This is a genomic window from Streptomyces sp. NPDC090741, assembly GCF_044769045.1.
GTDB lineage: Bacteria > Actinomycetota > Actinomycetes > Streptomycetales > Streptomycetaceae > Streptomyces.
This window is the reverse complement of record NZ_JBIVXF010000002.1, coordinates 583,758-604,315: the sequence shown is the minus strand read 5'-3', so window position 1 is coordinate 604,315 and position 20,558 is coordinate 583,758. Positions and strand designations below refer to the sequence as shown.

At 75.0% G+C, this 20,558-nt stretch carries 7 protein-coding genes; 5 read left to right on the top strand and 2 right to left on the bottom strand.

Annotated elements, in window-relative coordinates; genetic code table 11:
* The first annotated feature begins 14 nt into the window (after positions 1 to 14).
* A complete protein-coding gene (locus tag ACIQU4_RS07840; RefSeq protein WP_403727160.1) occupies positions 15 to 1,163 on the top strand; it encodes a substrate-binding domain-containing protein in 1,149 nt (382 codons plus the stop codon).
* Positions 1,164 to 1,390: 227 nt separating this feature from the next.
* Positions 1,391 to 5,641, top strand: coding sequence for a molybdopterin-dependent oxidoreductase (locus ACIQU4_RS07835; protein WP_403727728.1), 4,251 nt, complete (start codon positions 1,391 to 1,393; stop codon positions 5,639 to 5,641).
* Between the two features lie 24 nt (positions 5,642 to 5,665).
* Here ACIQU4_RS07835 and ACIQU4_RS07830 read toward each other — a convergent pair whose 3' ends face one another.
* Complete coding sequence (locus ACIQU4_RS07830) at positions 5,666 to 6,931, bottom strand: putative Ig domain-containing protein (RefSeq protein WP_403727158.1); 1,266 nt, start codon at positions 6,929 to 6,931, stop codon at positions 5,666 to 5,668.
* A gap of 162 nt (positions 6,932 to 7,093) precedes the next feature.
* Positions 7,094 to 7,987, bottom strand: coding sequence for a LysR family transcriptional regulator (locus tag ACIQU4_RS07825; protein WP_403727156.1), 894 nt, complete (start codon positions 7,985 to 7,987; stop codon positions 7,094 to 7,096).
* A 616-nt stretch (positions 7,988 to 8,603) separates the two neighbouring features.
* On the opposite strand from ACIQU4_RS07825, the gene ACIQU4_RS07820 reads away from it, so the two are divergent.
* From ACIQU4_RS07820 to ACIQU4_RS07810, 3 genes are read left to right on the top strand one after another with little or no spacing between them, the layout of a single operon-like run.
* Positions 8,604 to 15,716 (top strand): SDR family NAD(P)-dependent oxidoreductase, encoded by a 7,113-nt coding sequence (locus ACIQU4_RS07820; RefSeq protein WP_403727155.1) that lies wholly within the window; start codon positions 8,604 to 8,606, stop codon positions 15,714 to 15,716.
* The gene (locus tag ACIQU4_RS07815) at positions 15,709 to 20,205 is read left to right on the top strand and encodes a beta-ketoacyl synthase N-terminal-like domain-containing protein (protein WP_403727153.1); all 4,497 of its coding nucleotides are present in this window, start codon (positions 15,709 to 15,711) and stop codon (positions 20,203 to 20,205) included. Before ACIQU4_RS07820 ends, ACIQU4_RS07815 begins: the two co-directional genes overlap by 8 nt.
* The gene (locus tag ACIQU4_RS07810; RefSeq protein ID WP_403727151.1) at positions 20,189 to 20,551 is read left to right on the top strand and encodes an acyl carrier protein; all 363 of its coding nucleotides are present in this window, start codon (positions 20,189 to 20,191) and stop codon (positions 20,549 to 20,551) included. Before ACIQU4_RS07815 ends, ACIQU4_RS07810 begins: the two co-directional genes overlap by 17 nt.
* Positions 20,552 to 20,558: the final 7 nt, after the last annotated feature.

Below are 20,558 nucleotides of genomic sequence, written 5' to 3'. Positions count from 1 at the left end.
AGCCCAGGAGCACTGTGTACCCGAAGTACCCGAACCGCAGGACCGCCCTCGCGGCCGCCGCCCTGCTGGCCGCGGCCGCCACCGCCGTCGCCGGGTGCGGGGGCGGCGGCTCGCCGAACGCCACCGGCCCGTCCGCCGCCGGCTGCCCGGCCGTCCTCCAGGAGGCCAAGGCGGCCGTCCAGCGGGCCGAGAGCACCGACACCGCGTGGAACGGCCCCACCACCGGTCCCGCGGCGGTCCCCGGCAAGACCCTCGTCTACGTCGCGCAGACCATGACCAACCCGGGCGTCGCGGGAGTCGCGAAGGGCGTACGGGAGGCCGCGCAGGCCATCGGCTGGACCGTCCGGGTGATCGACGGGGAGGGCACCCCGGCCGGCATCCAGGCGGCGCTCAGCCAGGCGATCACCCTCAAACCCTCGGGCATCGTCATCGGCGGCTTCGATCCCCGGCTGACCTCGCAGCAGGTGGCGCGGGCCGAGGCCGCGGGCATCCCGCTCATCGGCTGGCACGCGGTCAGCGCCCCCGGCCCGAGCACGAACCCCCGGCTCTTCACCAACGTCACGACGAAGGTGGAGGAGGTGGCGAAGGCCAGTGCGGACTGGGTCATCGCCCGGTCCGGCGGGGCCGCCGGGGTCGTCGTGTTCACCGACGACTCGATCCCGTTCGCCGGTACGAAGTCCAAGCTGATCGAGCAGCGGCTCGCCGCCTGCCCGGGCGCCGAGCTCCTGGCCCACAAGAACATCCCGATCCCGGACGCGAGCCGGCGCACCCCCCAGGAGGTCGCCTCGCTGCTGTCCCGGTTCCAGAAGCGGTGGACGTACTCCGTCGCCATCAACGACCTCTACTTCGACGATGCCGCGCCCGCCTTCCGCGCCGCCGGCAAGCCCGGCGCCGGGCCGCCCTTCAACATCGGCGCCGGGGACGGGGACCCGTCCGCCTTCCGGCGCATCAACAGCGAGCAGTACCAGGCCGCCACCGTCCCGGAGCCGCTCTCGCAGCAGGGCTGGCAGATCGTCGACGAGTTCAACCGCGCGTTCGCCGGGCAGCCGGCCAGCGGATACGTGGCTCCCGTCCACATCGCGACCGCCGAGAACAGCGCCGGGGTGACCTCCTGGGACCCCGAGGGCTACCAGGAAGCGTACGAGAAGATCTGGCACGGCTGACCCGGTCGTGTTTACGTGGACGCGCGCCTCACGGCCGGTGGGGGCGCCCGCGCAGCCGCTTGTAACCCCGGGGCGGCACCGCCCGTCACATGGGCGCAACAGGGATTTCCTACGTTGGGCGCCACGGGATCGACCTGCACACGGCCGCGGCGCCCGGGGTTCTGGGGGTCGGCCGGTGTTCTCCGAGGAGGTCTCCCGTGTCCGAGGCGCAAGCGGCGAACCGGCGCATACGGGAAGCGGCGGTCCCGGCCGCAGGGGACGCGGCCACCGGATCCGTACGGACGGTCTGCTCGTACTGCGGCGTCGGCTGCGGGATCGTGCTGGACATCGCCCGGGGCGCCGACGGCCGCCGTACGGTGGCCAAGACGGTCGGCGACAAACAGCACCCGGCCAACGCCGGGCGGCTGTGCACCAAGGGCGCCACCCACGCGGACCTGCTGGCCGCGCCCGGCCGGCTCGGGACCGCCCTGGTCCGCGAAGAGCGGGGGACCGAGCCCGCCGCCGTGGCCGTGGACGCGGCCATCACCCGGACGGCCCAGCGGCTGCGGGCCGTCCTCGACGCGCACGGCCCCGACGCGCTGAGCCTGTACGTCTCCGGCCAGATGTCCCTGGAGGCCCAGTACCTGGCCAACAAGCTGGCCAAGGGGTTCCTGCGCACGAACCAGATCGAGTCGAACTCCCGGCTGTGCATGGCGAGCGCCGGCACCGGCTACAAGCTCTCGCTGGGCGCCGACGGGCCGCCCGGCTCGTACGAGGACTTCGAACGGGCCGATGCCTTCTTCGTGATCGGCGCCAACATGGCCGACTGCCACCCCATCCTCTTCCTGCGGATGATGGACCGGGTCAAATCCGCCGGCGCCAAGCTGATCGTCGTCGACCCCCGGCGGAGCGCCACCGCCGACAAGGCGGACCTGTTCCTGCAGATACGGCCGGGCACCGACCTCGCCCTCCTCAACGGGCTGCTGCACCTGCTGGTCGAGGGCGGCCGGACCGACCCGGCCTTCATCGCCGAGCACACCGAGGGCTGGGAGGACATGCCCGCCTTCCTGCGGGACTACCCGCCCGCTGCGGTCGCCGAGATCACCGGGATACCGGAGGCGGACATCCGGCTGGCCGCCCGCTGGATCGGCGAGGCGGACGAGTGGATGAGCTGCTGGACCATGGGCCTCAACCAGTCCACCCACGGCACCTGGAACACCAACGCCCTGGTCAACCTGCACCTGGCCACCGGGGCGATCTGCCGCCCCGGCAGCGGCCCCTTCTCCCTGACCGGCCAGCCCAATGCCATGGGCGGCCGGGAGATGGGCTACATGGGACCGGGCCTGCCCGGCCAGCGGTCGGTCCTCGTCGACGGGGACCGGCGCTTCACCGAGGAGCTGTGGGGTCTGCCGCAGGGCACCCTGCGTACGGACGTCGGGCGCGGCACCGTCGAGATGTTCGAGAAGATGGCGGCCGGCGAGATACGGGCGTGCTGGATCATCTGCACCAACCCGGTCGCCTCCGTCGCCAACCGCAGTACCGTCATCAAGGCCTTGGAGACCGCCGAACTCGTCATCACCCAGGACGTGTTCGCGGAGACCGAGACCAACGCCTACGCCGACATCGTGCTCCCCGCCACCCTCTGGGCCGAGGCGGACGGCGTGATGGTCAATTCCGAGCGCAACCTCACCCTGGTCCGGGGCGCCGTCGACCCGCCAGGACAGGCCCTGCCCGACTGGCAGTTGATCGCCCGCGTGGCCTGCGAGATGGGATTCGCCGAGGCGTTCACGTACCGCAGCTCCGAGGAGGTCTTCGAGGAGCTGCGGCGGGCCTGGAACCCCACGACCGGCTGGGACCTGCGGGGCGTCTCGTACGAGCGGCTGCGCGGCGGGCCGGTGCAGTGGCCGGCCGCCCCGGGCGGACCGGACCGCAACCCGGTCCGGTACCTCAACGACGGCGTCAGCCAGACCCCGGTCGAGCACCCGGACGGCAGCCGTCCGCGCCTGGCCTTCCCCACCGCCTCCGGGCGGGCCTCCTTCTTCGCCCGCCCGCACCTCCCGGCCGCCGAACTCCCCGATGACGACTACCCGTTCGTCCTGAATACCGGGCGCCTCCAGCACCAGTGGCACACCTTGACCAAGACGGGCAGGGTCGCCAAGCTGAACAAACTCAACCCGGGCCCGTTCGTGGAGATCCACCCGCAGGACGCGGCCGCCCTCGGCATCGCGGAGGGCGACGGGGTGGAGGTGGCCTCGCGGCGCGGCCGGGCGGTCCTGCCGGCCGTCGTCACCGACCGGGTGCGGCCCGGGAACTGCTTCGCCCCGTTCCACTGGAACGACCTGTTCGGCGAGTACCTCAGCGTCAACGCGGTCACCAGCGACGCCGTCGACCCCCTTTCCTTCCAGCCCGAGTTCAAGGTGTGCGCCGTGACGCTGGCCAGGACCCGGGTACCGGTTCCCGCGGCCGCGCCCTCCACCGAAGCCTTGGGCGGGTCCGGCGCCGCCGCGGCCGAGGGGACCGGACCCGGCCGTACCACGACGGCGCTGATGCACCAGGTGACCGGCCGGCCGGCGACCGCGGTCCCCGCCCTCACCTCCCTGTTCGGGCTGGACGGGCACACGCCGCCCGCCCTCTCCGACCGGGAGCGCCAGTACCTCGCGGGATTCCTCGCCGGGCTCGCCTCCACACCGCCCGGTACGGACGTCCCGCTCCTTCCCGCCGGCGCCCCCTTCGAGGAAGGGCACTCGCTCTGGGTCGACGGGGTGCTCGCCGGCACGTACTCCCGTACGGCGACGGCCCTCGCCTCGGTGCCCGCGTCCGCTGCTCCGGCCGCGGCGCCGTCCTCCGCTCCGGCACCGGACCCCGCCACTGCGGGTACGCCGACCCGGCAGACCATGGTCCTGTGGGCCTCCCAGACGGGCAACGCCGAGGCCCTCGCCGCGACCGTCGGCGCAGCGCTGGCCCAGGACGGCTCCGCGGCGGCCGTGCACAGCATGGCCGACCGGCTTCCCGCCTCCCTCGGGCCGGGCACGGATCTGCTGGTCGTCACGAGCACCTTCGGCGACGGCGACGCCCCGGACAACGGAGCCGCGTTCTGGGAGGCGCTCAGCGCGGCCGACGCGCCCCGGCTGGAGGACGTCCGGTACGCGGTGCTCGCCCTCGGGGACTCCTCCTACGACTCCTTCTGCGGCCACGGCCGCCGGCTCGACCGGCGCCTCGAAGAGCTCGGAGCCCGGCGACTCCTGCCGCGCGTGGACTGCGAGCCCGATGACGAGGAGTCCGCCGGCCGTTGGCTGGGGCAGGTACGCAGTGCCCTGGCGGCCGGCGCCGCGCCCCCGGTGGCAGCCGCCGAGCCGCCCCGGCCCGCTGCGGCCCCGGGCAGGGCCGCCGCCCGGCACACCGCCCGGCTGTCCGGGAACCGGCTGCTGAGTCTGGCCGGCGCCACCAAGGAGGTCAGGCGGTTCACCTTCGGCCTCGGCGAGGACGGCCCGGCGTACGAGGCGGGCGATGCCCTCGGCATCCAGCCGGTCAACTGCCCCGAGCTGGTGACGGAATGGCTGGCCGCCACCGGCCTGGCCGCCGATGCCGAGGTCGCCGTACCCGGACACGACCAGCCCATGCCCTTCGCCCGGGCGCTGCGCCGGCACCTGGACATCACCCGTGTCACGCCCGACCTGCTGCGCTTCATCACCGAGCACACCGGCGACCGCAGGCTCCGGCAGCTGACGCGCCCCGAGAACAGGGACGGCCTCGCCCGCTGGACGTGGGGACGCCAACCCGTGGACATCCTGGCCGAGTTCCCGGTCCGGCTGAGCGCCCAGGAGTGGGCCGAACGCCTCAAGCGGCTCCAGCCGCGCCTGTACTCCATATCCTCCAGCCCTCTCGTCGACCCGCGCGAGGTCAGCCTCACCGTCTCGGTCCTGCGCTACGAGGGTCCACGCCGCCACCACCGCAAGGGCGTGGCCTCCGCCTTCCTCGCCGACTGCGAACCGGGCAGCCCCGTACCGCTGTTCGTCCAGCGCTCGGCGCACTTCCGTCCGCCCGCAGGACCCGAGACACCGGCCGTCATGGTCGGCCCGGGCACCGGGATCGCCCCGTTCATGGGCTTCCTGGAACACCGCCGCGCCCTCGGCCACCACGGCGGGAACTGGTTGTTCTTCGGCGAGCAGCGCCGGGCCACCGATTTCTATTACCGCGAGGAGCTGGAGGAACTGCACCGGCACGGCACGCTCAGCCGTCTGGACCTGGCCTTCTCCCGTGACCAGCGGGCCAAGGTCTACGTCCAGGACCGGATGCGCGAACAGGGCGCCCAGTTGTGGTCCTGGCTGCAGGAGGGCGCCCATTTCTACGTGTGCGGTGACGCGAGCCGGATGGCCAAGGACGTGGACCGGGCGCTGCGCGACATCGCCGTGGCCCACGGCGGCCTGACCGAGGACGAGGCCGCCGCGTACCTGAAGCAGCTTTCCGCCGAGAAGCGGTACGCCCGCGACGTGTACTGACGGGCTCCGCTGCCGGGCGGGGTCTCAGAACCAGTTGATGGTGAGGGGGAAGGTGGTGGTGGCGGTGGCTGTGGTGGTGTCGGTGGCGGTTGCGGTGATCTGGAGGGTTCCGGTGGTCCAGGGTTTGCCGGTGATGCGGCCGGTGTTGGTGTCGATGGTGAGGCCGAGGGGGAGTCCGGTGGTGGTGTAGCGGAGGGCGGGTCTGCCGCCGGTGGCGGTGAGTTGGATGGTGCAGGACTGGTTGAACTTGCAGGTCTGGGGGCCGGGGTTGGCCAGCTTCAGGTCACCGGGAGCCGGGGTCGGGGTCGGGGTGGGGGTCGGCGTCGGGGTCGGGGTGGGGGTCGGCGTGGGGGTGCTTCCGCAGCCCGGGGTGGCCTCCGGCGGTAGCGGGACCCGCCAGATCTGGGTGTCGTTCTCCGACCCGACGAGCAGGCTCGTGCAGTCGAAGTAGGTCACCGTCTCGCCCTGTGGCTGCGCGGGCAGGGTGACGTCCGCGAGCTTGGTCCCCGCGGTGTCGTACACGGAGGCCGTGTTCGCGCCGAACGGCCCGCCGCTGCGCAGGGTGTACGAGGCGCCCGACGGCGAGAAGGCGCCGTCGGTGGCGAAGGCCGGGCCGGGCCGGACCGCGGTGAGCGTGTTGACCTGTCCGGTCTGCGGGGGCAGCGGGGCCTTGTACAACTGGCCCGTCGCTCCGATGAGTTTGCTCGCGATGTACAGCTGACCGGTGAGGGGGTCGGCGAGCAGGGATTCGGCGTCGTGCCGGCCGTCCGCGTAGGCGAACCTGTAGGTCACCGGGGTCACGGTGGCGTTGGCGAGCTGGTCGGGCTCGGCGAAGGAGTGCACGAGGATCTCGGCACGGCCGCTGAAGTTGTCCCCGATGTCGCCCACCAGGATCACCGGCTGCCCGGACGCGTCCTTGCCGATCGTGAGCCCCTCCCAGTCGGTGTTGCCGACGCCGGACAGGGTGAAGGTGGCCTTGAGTTGGCCGGTTGCGCCCGTGCAGTCGACGGCGAAGACCTGGTTGGTGTTGCCGCTGTCGTTGACGGCGTAGAAGATGCCCGGGTGCTTGCGGCTCATGGCGAGCCCGCTGAGTTCGGCCATGCCGCCGGGCAGCGTGCACTCGCGCTCCGGGGCGAGCGCGGCGGCCGCGGCCCCGGCTCCGGGGGTGGCGGCCGGGCCGGTGGCGGCGCCGGCGGGGCCGGCGGCCAGCCATGCGGTGGCCGGCAGCACGGTGGCGAGGGCCGCGGTCGCGAGGGCGGCGGCCCGTGGGGGTGTGAGGAGTCGAGACATGCGCACCATGTGATGGCACATCAGATGGTGATCGCCAGGCCCGGCGGCCCCCCGTTTGAGCATCATTCAATGCCGGGCCGGCATGCCTGGCCGAAACCCGGCGGGTTCCGGTGGGATTCCGGTGACTTTCGGCGCCTTCCCGCGGCTTCCGGCGGCTTCCGGTCAGCGCGCCGGTTCCCGGACGGGGGCGTTGTGCCGGGCGTGCGCGATGAACGCCCGGGCGGCGCGGGTCAGCGGCCTACGGGCGTGCGCGATGCCCACCGGGCGCAGCAGCGGCGGGGTGAAGGAGCGGATCTCGGCGCGGCTGCCGAAGGCCCTCAGCACCACGTCCCGGTACCAGATGAGGGAGCCGCGGCCGTCGGTCACGCCGGTCACCCAGGCGAGCCGCTCGTCGACCTCGAACGCGGGCACGGGCCGGACCCCGAGACAGCTGAACATGGCCTCCATCTCGGTACGCCGCCCGGTGCCCGGGGTCGGCAGCACCATCGGGAGCCCGTCGAGCATCCGGAACGGCACCGGGTCGGGCAGCCGGGCGCCGAGGGGCGAGACCAGCACCACCTCACGTTCCTGGATGTGATGCGTGGACAGCTCCTTGTCGACGGGCAGGTCGACCAGGGCCAACTCGGAGGTTCCGTCCAGGAGTTCCCGTACCAGCGACTCCCGGCCGTCGTGCTGGTGGAGCCGTACGTGCACGCCGGGATGGCGCGCGGTGTACGCCGGGACCAGCTCGGAGGCCAGGTCGAGGGCCAGGGTGGGGGTGGCGACGAGGGTGAGGGTGGTCCGTCCGCCCTTGCCGTTCGGGGTCCCGATGTCGTCGATGGCGTCCACCGCGTCGAGCACGGTACGGGCCAGTCGGACCACCCGGGTCCCTTCTGGGGTGAGGTCCACCCCTCTGCCCCGGCGGGCGAGGAGCTCGATGCCGAGGTCGCGCTCCATGGCCTGGACGGCCCGCGACAGGGCGGACTGGGCAACGAAGACCGAGGCGGCCGCGCCGGTGATGGAACCGCAGTCCGCGACGGCGACGAGGTAACGAAGCTGCGCGAGTGTGGGGGTCATGACCGGACGGTAACCGCGCGAGGTCGACCCTGTAAGGGGCGTCATGGTGAACAACTGCACGAATTTGGCGAGGTGTTCATACCCAGGGGGCGCCGAGGCATACCGGCCGGGCATGAGACCGGGCCCCTGCCGTACGCCGACTCCCGCTCCGGCGGCGCCCGCCCCGCCGGGGAATACCGCAGGTCGGCGGCCTGACGGGAGCCGGCAGGTGACGCCGTCGGGGTGCGCCTGAGCCGTCCGGTACGTGAAGGACCTTACTCCGCATATCCGTTGACAGTGCACGGCGGCCACCGCACGATGCATCCCGGCGTCAGGGGAATTGACCAACGTTCAAGCCCGTCCCACCCAGACGGGTCGCCCGGCCACCCTTACCGGCGGGGAGCTGCCTGCGCGCACTCCCCGCTGCCCCGCTCGGCCCAGCTCGCCCCTGCGCCCCGCTCGCCCCCGCTCGCCCCTGTGCCCCCGCAGGCCCCGCACCCCGCTCGCCCCTGTGCCCCCGCAGGCCCCGCACCCCGCTCACCCCTGCGCCCCGGCCCGCCCGGGGGTGCACCGCCGCACCTTGCCCAGCCTCTGCGCAACCGGCGACATGTGACACAGCACTCGATGAGGAGCGCCCGTGACCCCCCAGCCCATGCCGTCCCCCCAGTCCGGCGAACCGTCCCCGCAGTCCGCCGGAGCCCCGTCCGCCGACGCCCCGGCCGCCGCCCCGCAGTCCGCAGCCCCGCGCGACCTGGTGGTCGCGCTCAGCCCCTTCGAGGAGCCGCAGCCCCGGATCGTGATCGCCGCCGAGCGGGCGGGCAGCCTCGGGCTGCTCGACCTCGGCCGGGATCCCGACGCCGCGCGGGCCGCCTTCGCGGAGCTCGCCCGGCGGCTCGGCCCCGGGCGGCGCTACGGCGTACGGGTGCCCGCCGGCTGCCCGCTCGGGCCGGAGCAGCTGCCCTCCGAGGTGGACACGGTGCTGCTCGCCGACGCCGCCGAGCACACCCCGCAGCGGGTGGCCGACTGGGCGGCGGCGTCCGGGCGGCCCCGGGTCTGGGCCGAGGCCACCGGGCTGGCGGAGGCCCGGGCCGCGGTGGCCGCCGGGGCCCGGGCGGTCGTCGCCAAGGGGCACGAGGGCGGTGGCCGGGTGGGCGGAGCCACGACCTTCGTCCTGCTCCAGCAACTGCTCGCCGGCTCCGGCATCGGAGTGCCCGTCGTGGCCCGGGGCGGGATCGGCCTCCATACGGCGGCCGCGGCCGTCGCGGGCGGAGCCTCGGGCGTGCTGGTCGACGTACAACTGGCCCTGACGCCGGAGGGCGAGGCCGGGCTGCCTGCCGAAGTGGCGGCGGCCGTACGGGCGATGGACGGCTCGGAGACCCGGCTGGTCGACGGTCACCGGGTGTACGCGCGGCCCGACCTGCCCTCGCCGCAGGGGCCGGCCGCGCCCCTGCTCGGGGCCCGGGACCTGCGGACGCAGCTGCTGCCCGTCGGCCAGGACGGAGCCGCCGCGGCCCGGCTGGCCGCGCGCCACCGCACCACGGGCGGTGTCCTCCGGGCCGTCCGGGCTGCCGTCACGGGGCATCTGGCGGCCGCGGCACGGGTGCGGCCGCTCATGGCGGCCCGGCCCGTGGTCCAGGGCCCGATGACCCGGGTCAGCGACCAGGCGGCCTTCGCGGAGGCGGTGGCCGCCGCGGGCGGGGTCCCGTACCTGGCGCTGGCGGTCATGGAGGGGCCGGACGTACGCCGGCTGCTGGCCCGGACCGCCGAGCGGCTCGGGGACCGGCCCTGGGGCGTGGGCCTGCTCGGCTTCGCCCCGCCCGAGCTGCGGCGGGAGCAGCTGGCGGCCGTGGCCGAGACCCGGCCGCCGTACGCGATCATCGCCGGAGGCACCCCGGCGCAGGCGGCCCCGCTGGAGGCCGCCGGGACCCTGACCCATCTGCACGTGCCCTCGCCGGGCCTCCTGGAGCGGTATCTCGCCGAGGGGGCACGGCGGTTCGTGTTCGAGGGACTGGAGTGCGGCGGCCATGTCGGGCCGCGCGCCTCGTTCCCGCTGTGGGAGGAGCAGATCGAGCGGCTGCTCGCCTGTTCCGAACCAACTGCCCTGGACGTGCTGTTCGCCGGCGGGATCCACGACGAACGCTCCGCGGCGATGGCGGTCGCGGCCGCCGCCCCGCTGGCCGAGCGGGGTGCCCGGATCGGCGTACTGATGGGCACGGCCTACCTGTTCACCGAGGAGGCCGTGGCGGCGGGAGCGGTCACGCCCCGCTTCCAGCGGGCTGCGGTGGAGTGCGCGGACACCGTACTGCTGCACACCGCGCCCGGCCATGCCACGCGCTGCGCCGACACGCCGTACGCCCGCACCTTCGAGGAGACCCGGCAGCGGCTCGCGCAGGGCGGCACCGAGCCGCGCGAGATGTGGGAGGAGCTGGAGCGGCTGAACCTGGGGCGGCTGCGGATCGCCAGCAAGGGGCTGCGCCGGGGCGAGACGGCGGAGTTGGAGGCCGTCGGCGAGGAACGACAGTACGCGGACGGGCTGTTCATGCTGGGGCAGGCCGCCACGTTGCGCAGCGGAACGACGACGATCGCCGCCCTGCACGCCCAGGTGATGGGGGGCGCGACGGAGTTGCTGGAGCGGCGGGCCCTGGAGATCTCCGCTTCGGCCGCCGGGGAGCAGGTTCCCGGCGGCGGGTCCGATCCGCTCGACATCGCCATCGTCGGGATGGCCTGCGCCTATCCGGGCGCGCCCGACCTCGCCGCCTACTGGGCGCAGATCCTGGCCGGCCGGGACGCGGTGACGGAGGTCCCGGCGCAGCGCTGGGACCCGGCGCTCTACTACGACGCCGATCCGGCGCGGGCCGGCGAGCGCACCCCCTCACGGTGGGGCGGATTCCTGGACCCGGTGCCCTTCGACGCCCTCGCGCACGGGATCCCGCCGTCCTCGCTGGCCGGGATCGAGCCGGTGCAGCTGCTGGCCCTGGAGATCTCGGCGCGGGCCCTGCGGGACGCCGGCTACGGCAAGGACCGGCAGTTCGACCGCTCGCGGACCTCGGTGGTCTTCGGGGCCGAGGCCGGTACGGAGCTGGCGGGCGCGTACGGGCTGCGGGCGCTGCACCCCGCCTACCTCGGCGAACTTCCGCCCGCCCTGGACGAGCAGCTCCCCCGGCTGACCGAGGACTCCTTCCCCGGGATCCTCGCGAATGTGATCGCGGGCCGCGTGGCCAACCGGCTCGACCTCGGCGGCGCGAACTGCACGGTCGATGCGGCCTGCGCCTCGTCGCTGGCCGCGCTGGACCTGGCCTGCCGCCAACTGCGCGACCGGGACAGCGACATGGTGCTGTGCGGGGGCGCCGACGTGCACAACGGGATCAACGACTACCTGCTGTTCGCCTCGGTGCGCGCCCTGTCGCCGGGCGGGCACTGCCGGCCCTTCGACGCCGCGGCCGACGGGATCGCGCTCGGCGAGGGGGTGGGCGCGCTGGTGCTGAAGCGGCTCGCGGACGCGGAGCGGGACGGCGACCGGGTGTACGCGGTGATCAAGGCGGTCGGGGCGTCGAGCGACGGCCGCTCCCTCGGGCTCACCGCTCCGCGGCCGGAGGGGCAGCGGCGGGCCCTGGAGCGGGCCTATGCGCGGGCGGGTGTCTCGCCGGGCGAGGTGGGGCTGGTCGAGGCCCACGGCACGGGCACGGTGGTCGGTGACAGTACCGAACTGGGCGTGCTGAGCGAGGTGTTCACCGCGTCCGGGGCCGGGGTGGGCTCGTGTGCGCTGGGTTCGGTCAAATCGCAGCTCGGGCACACGAAGTGCGCGGCGGGCCTGGCCGGGCTGATCAAGGCGGCCAGAGCGGTGCATGCGGGGGTCCGGCCGCCGACGCTCCACATCGGCCAGCCGAATCCGGCCTGGCAGGCCGAGACCAGCCCCTTCGTCTTCGACACCGAGGCCCGGCCGTGGGCGGTGCCGGTGGAGCGGCGGATCGCGGGGGTCAGCGCGTTCGGCTTCGGCGGAACCAACTACCATGCCGTGCTGGCCGGTTACGCGGGAGCCGAGGAGCCGGAGCAGGGCCGGGAGGACTGGCCCGCCGAGCTGTTCTGCTTCCGCGGCGAGGACCGGCGGGCGGCGGGGCGGGCGATGGCCCGGCTCGCGGCGCGGCTGGAGGAGAACGACGCGGCGGGGCGTCCGTGGGCGCTGCGGGACCTGGCCGCGGAGTCGTGCGCGGGCGAGGGGCCGGTGCGGGTGGCGGTCGTGGCCGCCGACCTGGACGAGCTGACGGCCCGGCTGGAGCGCGCCCGGGGGTTCACCGCGGGTGACGGGGTCCACGTACGGGATGAGTCCGCGGATCCGCGGCAGGTGGCGTTCCTCTTCCCCGGGCAGGGCAGTCAACGGGTGGGCATGCTGGGTGAGTTGTACATGGCCTTCCCCGGACTGCGGGGCCTGCTGGACACGGCTCCGCGGGCGGTGGTCTCGGCCGCGTTCCCGCCGGCGGCGTTCACGGCCGAGGCGCGGGCCGCACAGCGGGCCGCGGTCACGGACACCCGGGTCGCCCAGCCCGCCCTCGGGCTGACGGGTGCGGCGGCGCACCTGCTGCTGGGGCGGCTCGGCGTACGGCCTGACTGCGTGGCGGGGCACTCGTACGGGGAGCTCACCGCATTGTGGGCGGCGGGAGCGTACGACACGGAGAGCCTGCTGCGGCTGAGCGCGAGGCGGGCCGAGGAGATCCTGGCGGCCGCCGGGGACGACCCGGGGTCGATGGCGGCGGTGTCGGCCGCACCGGAGGAGGTCCGGGAGATCGCGGAGCGGGCCGGGTGCGTGGTGGCGAATCACAACGCGCCGCGGCAGTGCGCGATCTCGGGCTCGACCGCGGCCGTCACTGCGGCCGTGGAATCGCTGCGTGCGGCGGGAATCTCGGCGCAGCCCCTGCCGGTGGCGTGCGCGTTCCACAGTCCGGTGGTCGCGGAGGCGACGGCCGGGCTGGCAACTGAGCTGGCCGGGACGGTGGTTGCCGATGCCGCCGTCCCGGTCTGGTCGAATACGACGGCGGCGCCCTACCCGGCGGACGCGGATGCCGTACGCGTTCTCCTGTCCCGGCAGGTCGCGGAGCCGGTCCGGTTCGTGGAGCAGGTGGAGGCCATGTACGCGGCCGGCGTCCGGACGTTCGTGGAGGCGGGGCCGGGCAAGGTCCTGTCCGGGTTGGTGGGCCGGATCCTGGCCGGCCGGCCGCATACGGTGGTCCCGCTGGACGTGCCGGGCGAGCACGGGCTGGCCCGGCTGGTCACGGCCCTGGCCGAACTGGCCGCCGCCGGCGTCCCGATCACCCCGGAGCCGTTGTTCCGTGGCCGCACGACCCGCCTCCCGGACCGCGCCCCGCGCCGCCCGGGCTGGCTGGTGGACGGCCACCTGGTCCGTACGGTGGCCGGAACCCCGATCCCGGGCGGCCTCCAGCCCCCGCGCCGCGTCGAGGTACCCGTACCGCCCTCGGCGGCGGTGCCCGGCCCGCCGCTGCCCACGGCGCCCACCGCTTCCGCTCCGGCGGCTGCACCCGCGCCCGGCTCGATGTCGCCTCCGCCGGTACCCGGATTGCAGACGGCGCCCGGCTCTTCGAGTCCCCCTCCGGCGCCGGCGCCCGACCGACGCCAGGAGGCGGTCCTTGAGTACCTGCGCGGCTCCCGCGAGCTGATCGAGGCCCAACGGGCCGTCATGCTCGGCTATTTGGAGACCGCTCCGGCTCCGGCCGAACCGGCGGGTACCCAGGCTTGGCCGGACACCGCAGGAGTCGGAGCGAACGGTACGGATGGTGCCCGGGCTTGGCCCGGCACCTGGGAACTCGCGAACGGGCAGGGGCCGGTAGGCAACCCCGGGCAGGCCGGTCCGGCGGACGCCGAGGGAGTCGGCGCGGGCGGCTACGGGCCGGCAGGGCTCGGCGGGACGGATTCCGCGGAGTTCGCCGACGGTCTGGATGCTGCCGGCGACCGAGGTCCTCGGCCCCAGGTCGGGGCGGGGTCTGCCGAGGAGGTGATGGACGCCGTTCTGGAGATCGTCCACACCCGGACCGGATACCCGCGGGACATGCTCGACCCCGAGCTGGACCTGGAAGCGGACCTCTCGATCGACTCCATCAAGCGGGTCGAGATCATCGGAGCCCTCGCCGACCGGATCGGGCTCCCCACCGACCCCGGCGGCTCCACCGAGTCGGCCGTCGAGGAACTGTCCAGGATCAAGACCCTGCGCGGCATCGTCGACTGGGTCACCGCCCACGCCTCCGCCCAGGCAGCCGCCGCGGGCGGGCCGGATCCGGCGGCGGCAGCGGCCCCGGCCCCGGCAGCGGCCCCGGCGGCAGCCGGACCGGCACCGGCCGGGCCGCTTCGGCGGATGCGGGTCGATGTGGAGCGCGTGGCGGCGGCCGGAGGGGATCCGGGCGCCCTGCAGGGGCTGCGGATCGGGGTCGTCGAGGACGGGCAGGGCGTGGCTCTCGCGCTCTGCGGGGCACTGGAGGCGCACGGGGCCCGGGCGGAGGTGCTGGCCGAGGCCGACGCCGGGTTCGACGGCATCGTCGACCTGTCCGCGCTGCGGGCCGGCCAGGAGGCCGTGCTCCCCGGCGCCTTCCCCGGGTACAAGCGCGCCCTCACCGGCGGTGTCCGCCGGCTGATCCTCGGCTCCACCCCCGGCAGCGGACTGCCCGGCTTCGCCCGCAGCGCCGCCCTGGAGTTCCCCGGCACCCTCGTCCGCGCCGTTGATCTGCATCCCAAGGAAGACCCCGGGCGGATCGCCGCCCAGTTGCTCGCCGAGCTCTGCGACCAGGGCGCAGGGCTCGCCTCCGTCGGGTACACCGCCGAGGGCCTGCGGGTCACCCGCCGCCCGGTACCTGCACCACTCCCCGCATCCGCCGGGACGCTCGGCGCGAGCCCCCTCGGGCCCGGGTCGGTCGTACTCCTCACCGGTGGGGCTCGGGGAATCACGGCTCGGACGGCGGTCGCGTTGGCCCGGGCCACCGGGTGTCACGTCGAGTTGGTCGGGCGGACCCCCGAACCGGTCGGCCGGGACGACGAGTTCGTCCATGCCGGTGACCGGGTGGCACTGCGCGCCGCGCTCATCGGCAGCGGGCTTCGAACCCCCGCAGAGATCGAGACCGCGGCCTCGCGGATTCTGGCCGAGCGGGAGGTACGGGCCACGCTGGCCGCCCTCGCCGGCGCCGCCGGATCCGTCCGGTACCACTGCGCCGATGTCACCGACGCGCACGCCGTACGGGCCGTCGTGGCCGACGTACGGGCCCGGCACGGCCGGCTCGACGGCATCGTGCACGGCGCCGGGACCCTGCGCGACGGGCTGCTCTGCGACAAGGAACCGGCCGTGTTCACCGAGGTGTTCACCACCAAGGTGGCCGGCGCCCGGCACCTGGCCGCCGCGGCCGCCGAGCACGGCAGCACGCCCGCCCCGGCCTTCCTGGCCCTCTTCGGCAGCGTCGCCGGGGTGTACGGCAACCGCGGCCAGACCGACTACGCCGCCGCCAACGACGCCCTCGACGGGCTCGCCCTCTCCTGGGCCGAGACCTTCCCGGGCCGGGTCCTGTCCGTCGACTGGGGCCCCTGGGCGGCCGAGGCGGGCGGGATGGTCACCCCCGAGCTGGAGCGCGCCTACGCCCGGCGCGGCATCCCTCTCATCTCCCCCGAGGCCGGGACCGGCGCGTTCCTCGCCGAACTCGCGCACGGCGGCGACGTACAGGTGGTCCTGATGGCCGAGGAGGACGCGGCCCATGAGTGAGCCGGTGCGACGCGGCCCCCGGCCGACCGACGCCGCCATCGTCGGGATGGGCGCCGTCTTCCCCGGCGCCGCCGACCTGGCGGCCTACCGGCGCAATCTGCTCGCCGGTACGGACTCCATCTCGGAGGTACCGCCCGGGCGTTGGGACCCGGAGGTGTACTACGACCCGGAGGGCGCCGCCGGAGCCGTGCGCGGGGACCGCTTCTACTGCCGGCGCGGCGGCTTCGTCGACGGGCTGGCGGCCTTCGACCCGACCCGGTTCGGGATCATGCCGACCGCGGTGGAGGGGGCCGAGCCGGACCAGATGCTGGCTCTGCACGCCACGGCCGAGGCGATCGCCGACGCGGGCGGCGAGGACCGGCTGCCGGCCGACCGCTCCCGGATCGGGGTGGTGCTGGGGCGCGGCGGGTTCATGGGGGTGGCGACCGCCCGCCTCGACCAACGGGTTCGCACCGCACACCAGTTGGCCCAGACCTTGCGGGAGCTCGCGCCGGAGCTGGGTGAGCGGCGGATCTCCGAGGTGCGGTCCGCCTTCCAGGACGCCCTGGGTCCCGAGCGGCCGGACGCCTCGATCGGGCTGGTGCCGAGTTTCACGGCCGCCCGCACGGCCAACCGGCTGGACTTCCGCGGTCCCGCCTACACCCTGGACGCGGCCTGCGCCTCCTCGCTCCTGGCAGTGGACCAGGCGGTGGGGCTGCTGGCGGGCGGGCGGTGCGACGCGGTGGTCGCGGGGGCGGTCCACCACTGCCACATCGCCACGCTGTGGAGCGTGTTCACGCAGCTGCGGGCGCTGAGCCCGAGCGAGCGGATCCGGCCCTTCGACCGGCGGGCCGACGGAACCCTGCTGTCCGAGGGCACGGGTGTGGTGCTGCTGAAGCGGCTGGCGGACGCGGAACGGGACGGCGACCGGATCTACGCCGTGATCCGCGGCACCGCAGTGGCCGGGGACGGCCGGGCGGCCAGCCTGATGAGCCCGCTGGTCGCCGGCCAGGTGCGGGCGCTGGAGCAGGCCTGGCAGGAGGCCGGGCTGGATCCGCGGGCCCCGGGCGCGCTGGGGCTGCTGGAGGCGCACGGCACCGGTACACCGGTCGGGGACGCGGCCGAACTGGACACGCTGGCCAGGGTGTTCGGCCCGCGCGAGACCACGGGTCCCGGCGTCGGCTTCGGCTCGGTGAAATCCATGGTGGGGCACACCATGCAGGCCTCGGGCATGGCCGGGCTGATCAAGGCGGCGCTCGCCGTGCACGAGGGGGTGCTGCCGCCGACCCTGCACCTGGAGGAGCCGCACGCGGACTTGGCCCGGACCCGGATGCGGCCGGTGACGGCGGCGGAGCCGTGGGAGCGGGGCCCGCAGCCGCGCCGGGCGGGGGTCAACGCCTTCGGCTTCGGCGGGATCAACGCGCACGCGGTGCTGGAGGAGGCCCCCGGTTCCACCGCACCGGCTCCGCCCGTACGCCGCTTCCTGCCCCTGGGGCCCGCGGGCCGGCCGGCGGTGGGGGCCGCGACCGGTGCGCGGGAGGACGTACTGCTGCTCGGCGCGGACAGTCCGGCGGAGCTGGCGGGTCTGCTGGCCGCCGGGTCGGCGTCCACGGGCGAGGGGCCGTGCCGGCTGGCCGTGCTCGGGCCGACCCCGCAGCGTCTCGCCCTCGCCACGAAGGCGGTGGAGCGCGGCCGGGCCTGGCGGGGGCGGGGGGACGTGTGGTTCACCCCGGAGCCGCTGGGCGGCGCGACGGCGTTCCTGTTCCCCGGCCTGGAACCGGAGTTCGCTCCGGTGCTGGACGATGTCGCGGACCGGATGGGGCTGGAGCGGCCGCGGCTCGGCCGGGGCGCCGAGCTGATGGAACGGGCGCTGGACGCCCTCGCGACGGGCCGGTTCTTCGCCCGGATCCTGCCGGAACTCGGCGTGACCGCCGATGTGTTGGCCGGGCACAGTCTCGGCGAGTGGGCCGCGATGGTGGCCGGGGGGATGTACCCGCAGGACGCGGCCGACTCGTTCCTGGACTCGCTGCGGCCGGGGTCGCTGAAGGTCCCGGATCTCGTGTACGCGGCGCTGGGCTGCGCGGCGCGCCGGGCCGAGGCCGCCCTGCACGGCCTGGACGGGGTGGTGGTCAGCCACGACAACTGCCCGCACCAGTCGGTGGTGTGCGGGGATCCGGCGGAGATCGCGCAGGTCCTGGAGCGGCTGCGGCCGGAGGGGGTGCTCGGGCAGGAACTGCCGTTCCGGTCGGGATTCCACACGCCGATGTGGGAGCCGTACCTGGGGCAGGTCCGGGCGGCGTTCGCGCGGCTCCCGCTGCGCCCGGGCGATCTGCCGGTGTGGTCGGCGACGACGTGCGCGCCCTTCCCTGACGATCCTTCCGAGGTACGGGAGTTGGTGGTACGGCACCTGCTGGAGCCGGTTCGTTTCCGCGAGTTGACGATCCGTCTGTACGAGGAGGCGGGAGTCCGAACGTTCGTGACGATGGGGCCGGGCAGCCTGCCCGGATTCGTGGAGGACACCCTGCGGGACCGCCCCCACCTCTCGGTGGCCACGTCCTCCCCGCGCCTGTCGGGTCTGGCCGCCCTCCGGCGCACCTGCGCCGCACTGTGGACCGAGGGCCACGCCCCGCACTGGGACCGGCTCCGGGATCCGGCCCCCGCCGCCCGACCGGCCGTACGAGGCCGGCCCGTCCCCCTGGACCTCGGCTCCCCGCTGGTCCACCTCCCCGAGGACACCCGAACCCGCCTGGGCACCCTCACCGGCACGGCGCCGCCGGGACCTTCGCCGGAGCCGGGACGGCCGGTGTTGTTGTCCGCGCTGGACACGGTGCACGAGGACCCGCGCCCGGGAGCGGTTGCCGGATCCGTCGTGGAGCCCGAGGGTTCGGGGAGGGCTGCGGGGCAGCGCCGGCTCCGGGTCTCGCTCGACGCCCTGCCCTACGTACGCGACCACTGCGTGTACCTGCAGCCCGACGGCTGGCCGGAGGATTCCGACCGGTTCCCCGTCGTACCCATGACGACCATGCTGGAGCTGGCCGCCGACGCGGCCCGCCGGCACGCCCCGCCGGGCGCCGCCGTCCTCGGCTACGACGATGTACGGGCCATGCGGTGGCTCCCCGCCGCGCCCGCCCTCGACGTCGAGGTCAGCGTCCGCGCCGACGGCCCCGGACGGATCCGGATCGGGCTGGGCCCGTACGCCTCCGTCGTCGTCCTGCTCGGCCCGGGCCACACGCGGCCGCCCGCGCCCGACCCCACACCGCTGCGCGATCCGCGCCCCGCCCCCGTCAGCGCCGAGGCCCTGTACCGGGACCGGTGGATGTTCCACGGGCCCCGCTTCGCCGGAGTCCACGAGGTCCGGTCCGTCGGCTCGGACGGCATCCACGGGGTCCTGCGCGCGCTCCCCGACCCCGGTGCGCTGCTCGACGCCGCCGGGCAGCTCTTCGGGCACTGGATGCAACTCCGGCTCCCCGTCGACCGGTTGGTGTTCCCCGCCACCGTCGACCGGATCCGGTTCTACGGGCCCCCGCCCCCGCCGCACGCCCTGGTCACGGCCACGGCCCGGATCCGGGAGGTCCGCGATGTCACCGTCCGCGGTGATCTCGAACTCCTCGACGGCGCCGGCCGGTTGTGGGCCCGGATCGAGGGCTGGACGTACCGCCGCTTCGGCGCGGACGAGCGGGTGTGGCCGATGAAGTTCACCCCCGAGGTGTGCGGGATCGGGGAGCCCCAGCCCGCCGGCTGGTGCCTGGCCCGGCGGCGGTGGACGGATCCCGCCTCGCAGGAGCTGGTGATGCGCCGCTACCTCGGCGCCGCCGAGCGCGCGGCGTACGAGCGGCTGGCGCCGCGCGCCCGGGCGCCCTGGCTGCTGGGCCGCATCGCCGCCAAGGACACACTGCGGCAGCTGCTCTGGGACGGCGGCGCCGGTCCGGTGTTCCCGGTGGAGGTCCCGGTCGGCAACGACCCGGCAGGCCGGCCCGTCCCCGAGGGCGTCCTGGCCCGCGGCTTCCGGCTGTCGATCGCGCACAAGGACCGGGTGGCCGTGGCCCTCGCCCACCCGTCCCACCCCGTCGGCATCGACGTGGAGCCGGTCACGGCCGATCCCGACGCGCTGATCCGGGTCGCGCTCACCCCGGCCGAGCTGCTCCTCGCCGAGGACCTGGCCGCCCGCGAGGGCACCGGGCCGGCGGCCGCGCTCACCGCCCTGTGGTGCGCGAAGGAGGCCGCCGCCAAGGCCCGCGGCACCGGGCTCGGCGGCCGGCCGCGGGACTGGCGGGTCACGGAGGACCCCGGATCGGGCGGGCTGCGCGTGCTGTCGCCCGAGGGGCAGCCGTACCCGGTCCGTACCGCCTCCCTGCCCCCGGCCGAGGCCGGGAGCACGACCGGCTCCGGCTCCGGCTCCGGCTCCGGCTCCGGCTCCGGCGAGTACCTCGTCGCCTGGACCGCCCACCCCGCGGCCCCCTCCCCCGTCCCCTTCCACCTCACGGAGACCAGCCATGGCCACCACCACTGACATCCTCGCCGAGATCACCGGCATGCTCGTGGAGATCCTCGGCGACGAGTTCCTTCTCGCGGAGGAGGTCACCATGAGTACGAGCTTCAACGAGGATCTCGCCCTGGAGAGCATCGAGTTCGTCGCCCTCGCCGAGCTGCTGCACGAGCGCTACGGGTCCGAGGTGGACCTGATGGGCTTCCTCGCCGAGAAGGACATGGACGCGATCCTCGCCATGTCGGTCGGCGAACTCGTCACCCACATCGGCCGGATCACCCACGCCTCCCTGGCCCGTACGTCGTCCGCGACGCCAGCCCCGCCGATGACGGCCCCGGCTGCGGCGGCCTCCGCGCCCACGGCCGGCTGAGCCCGCC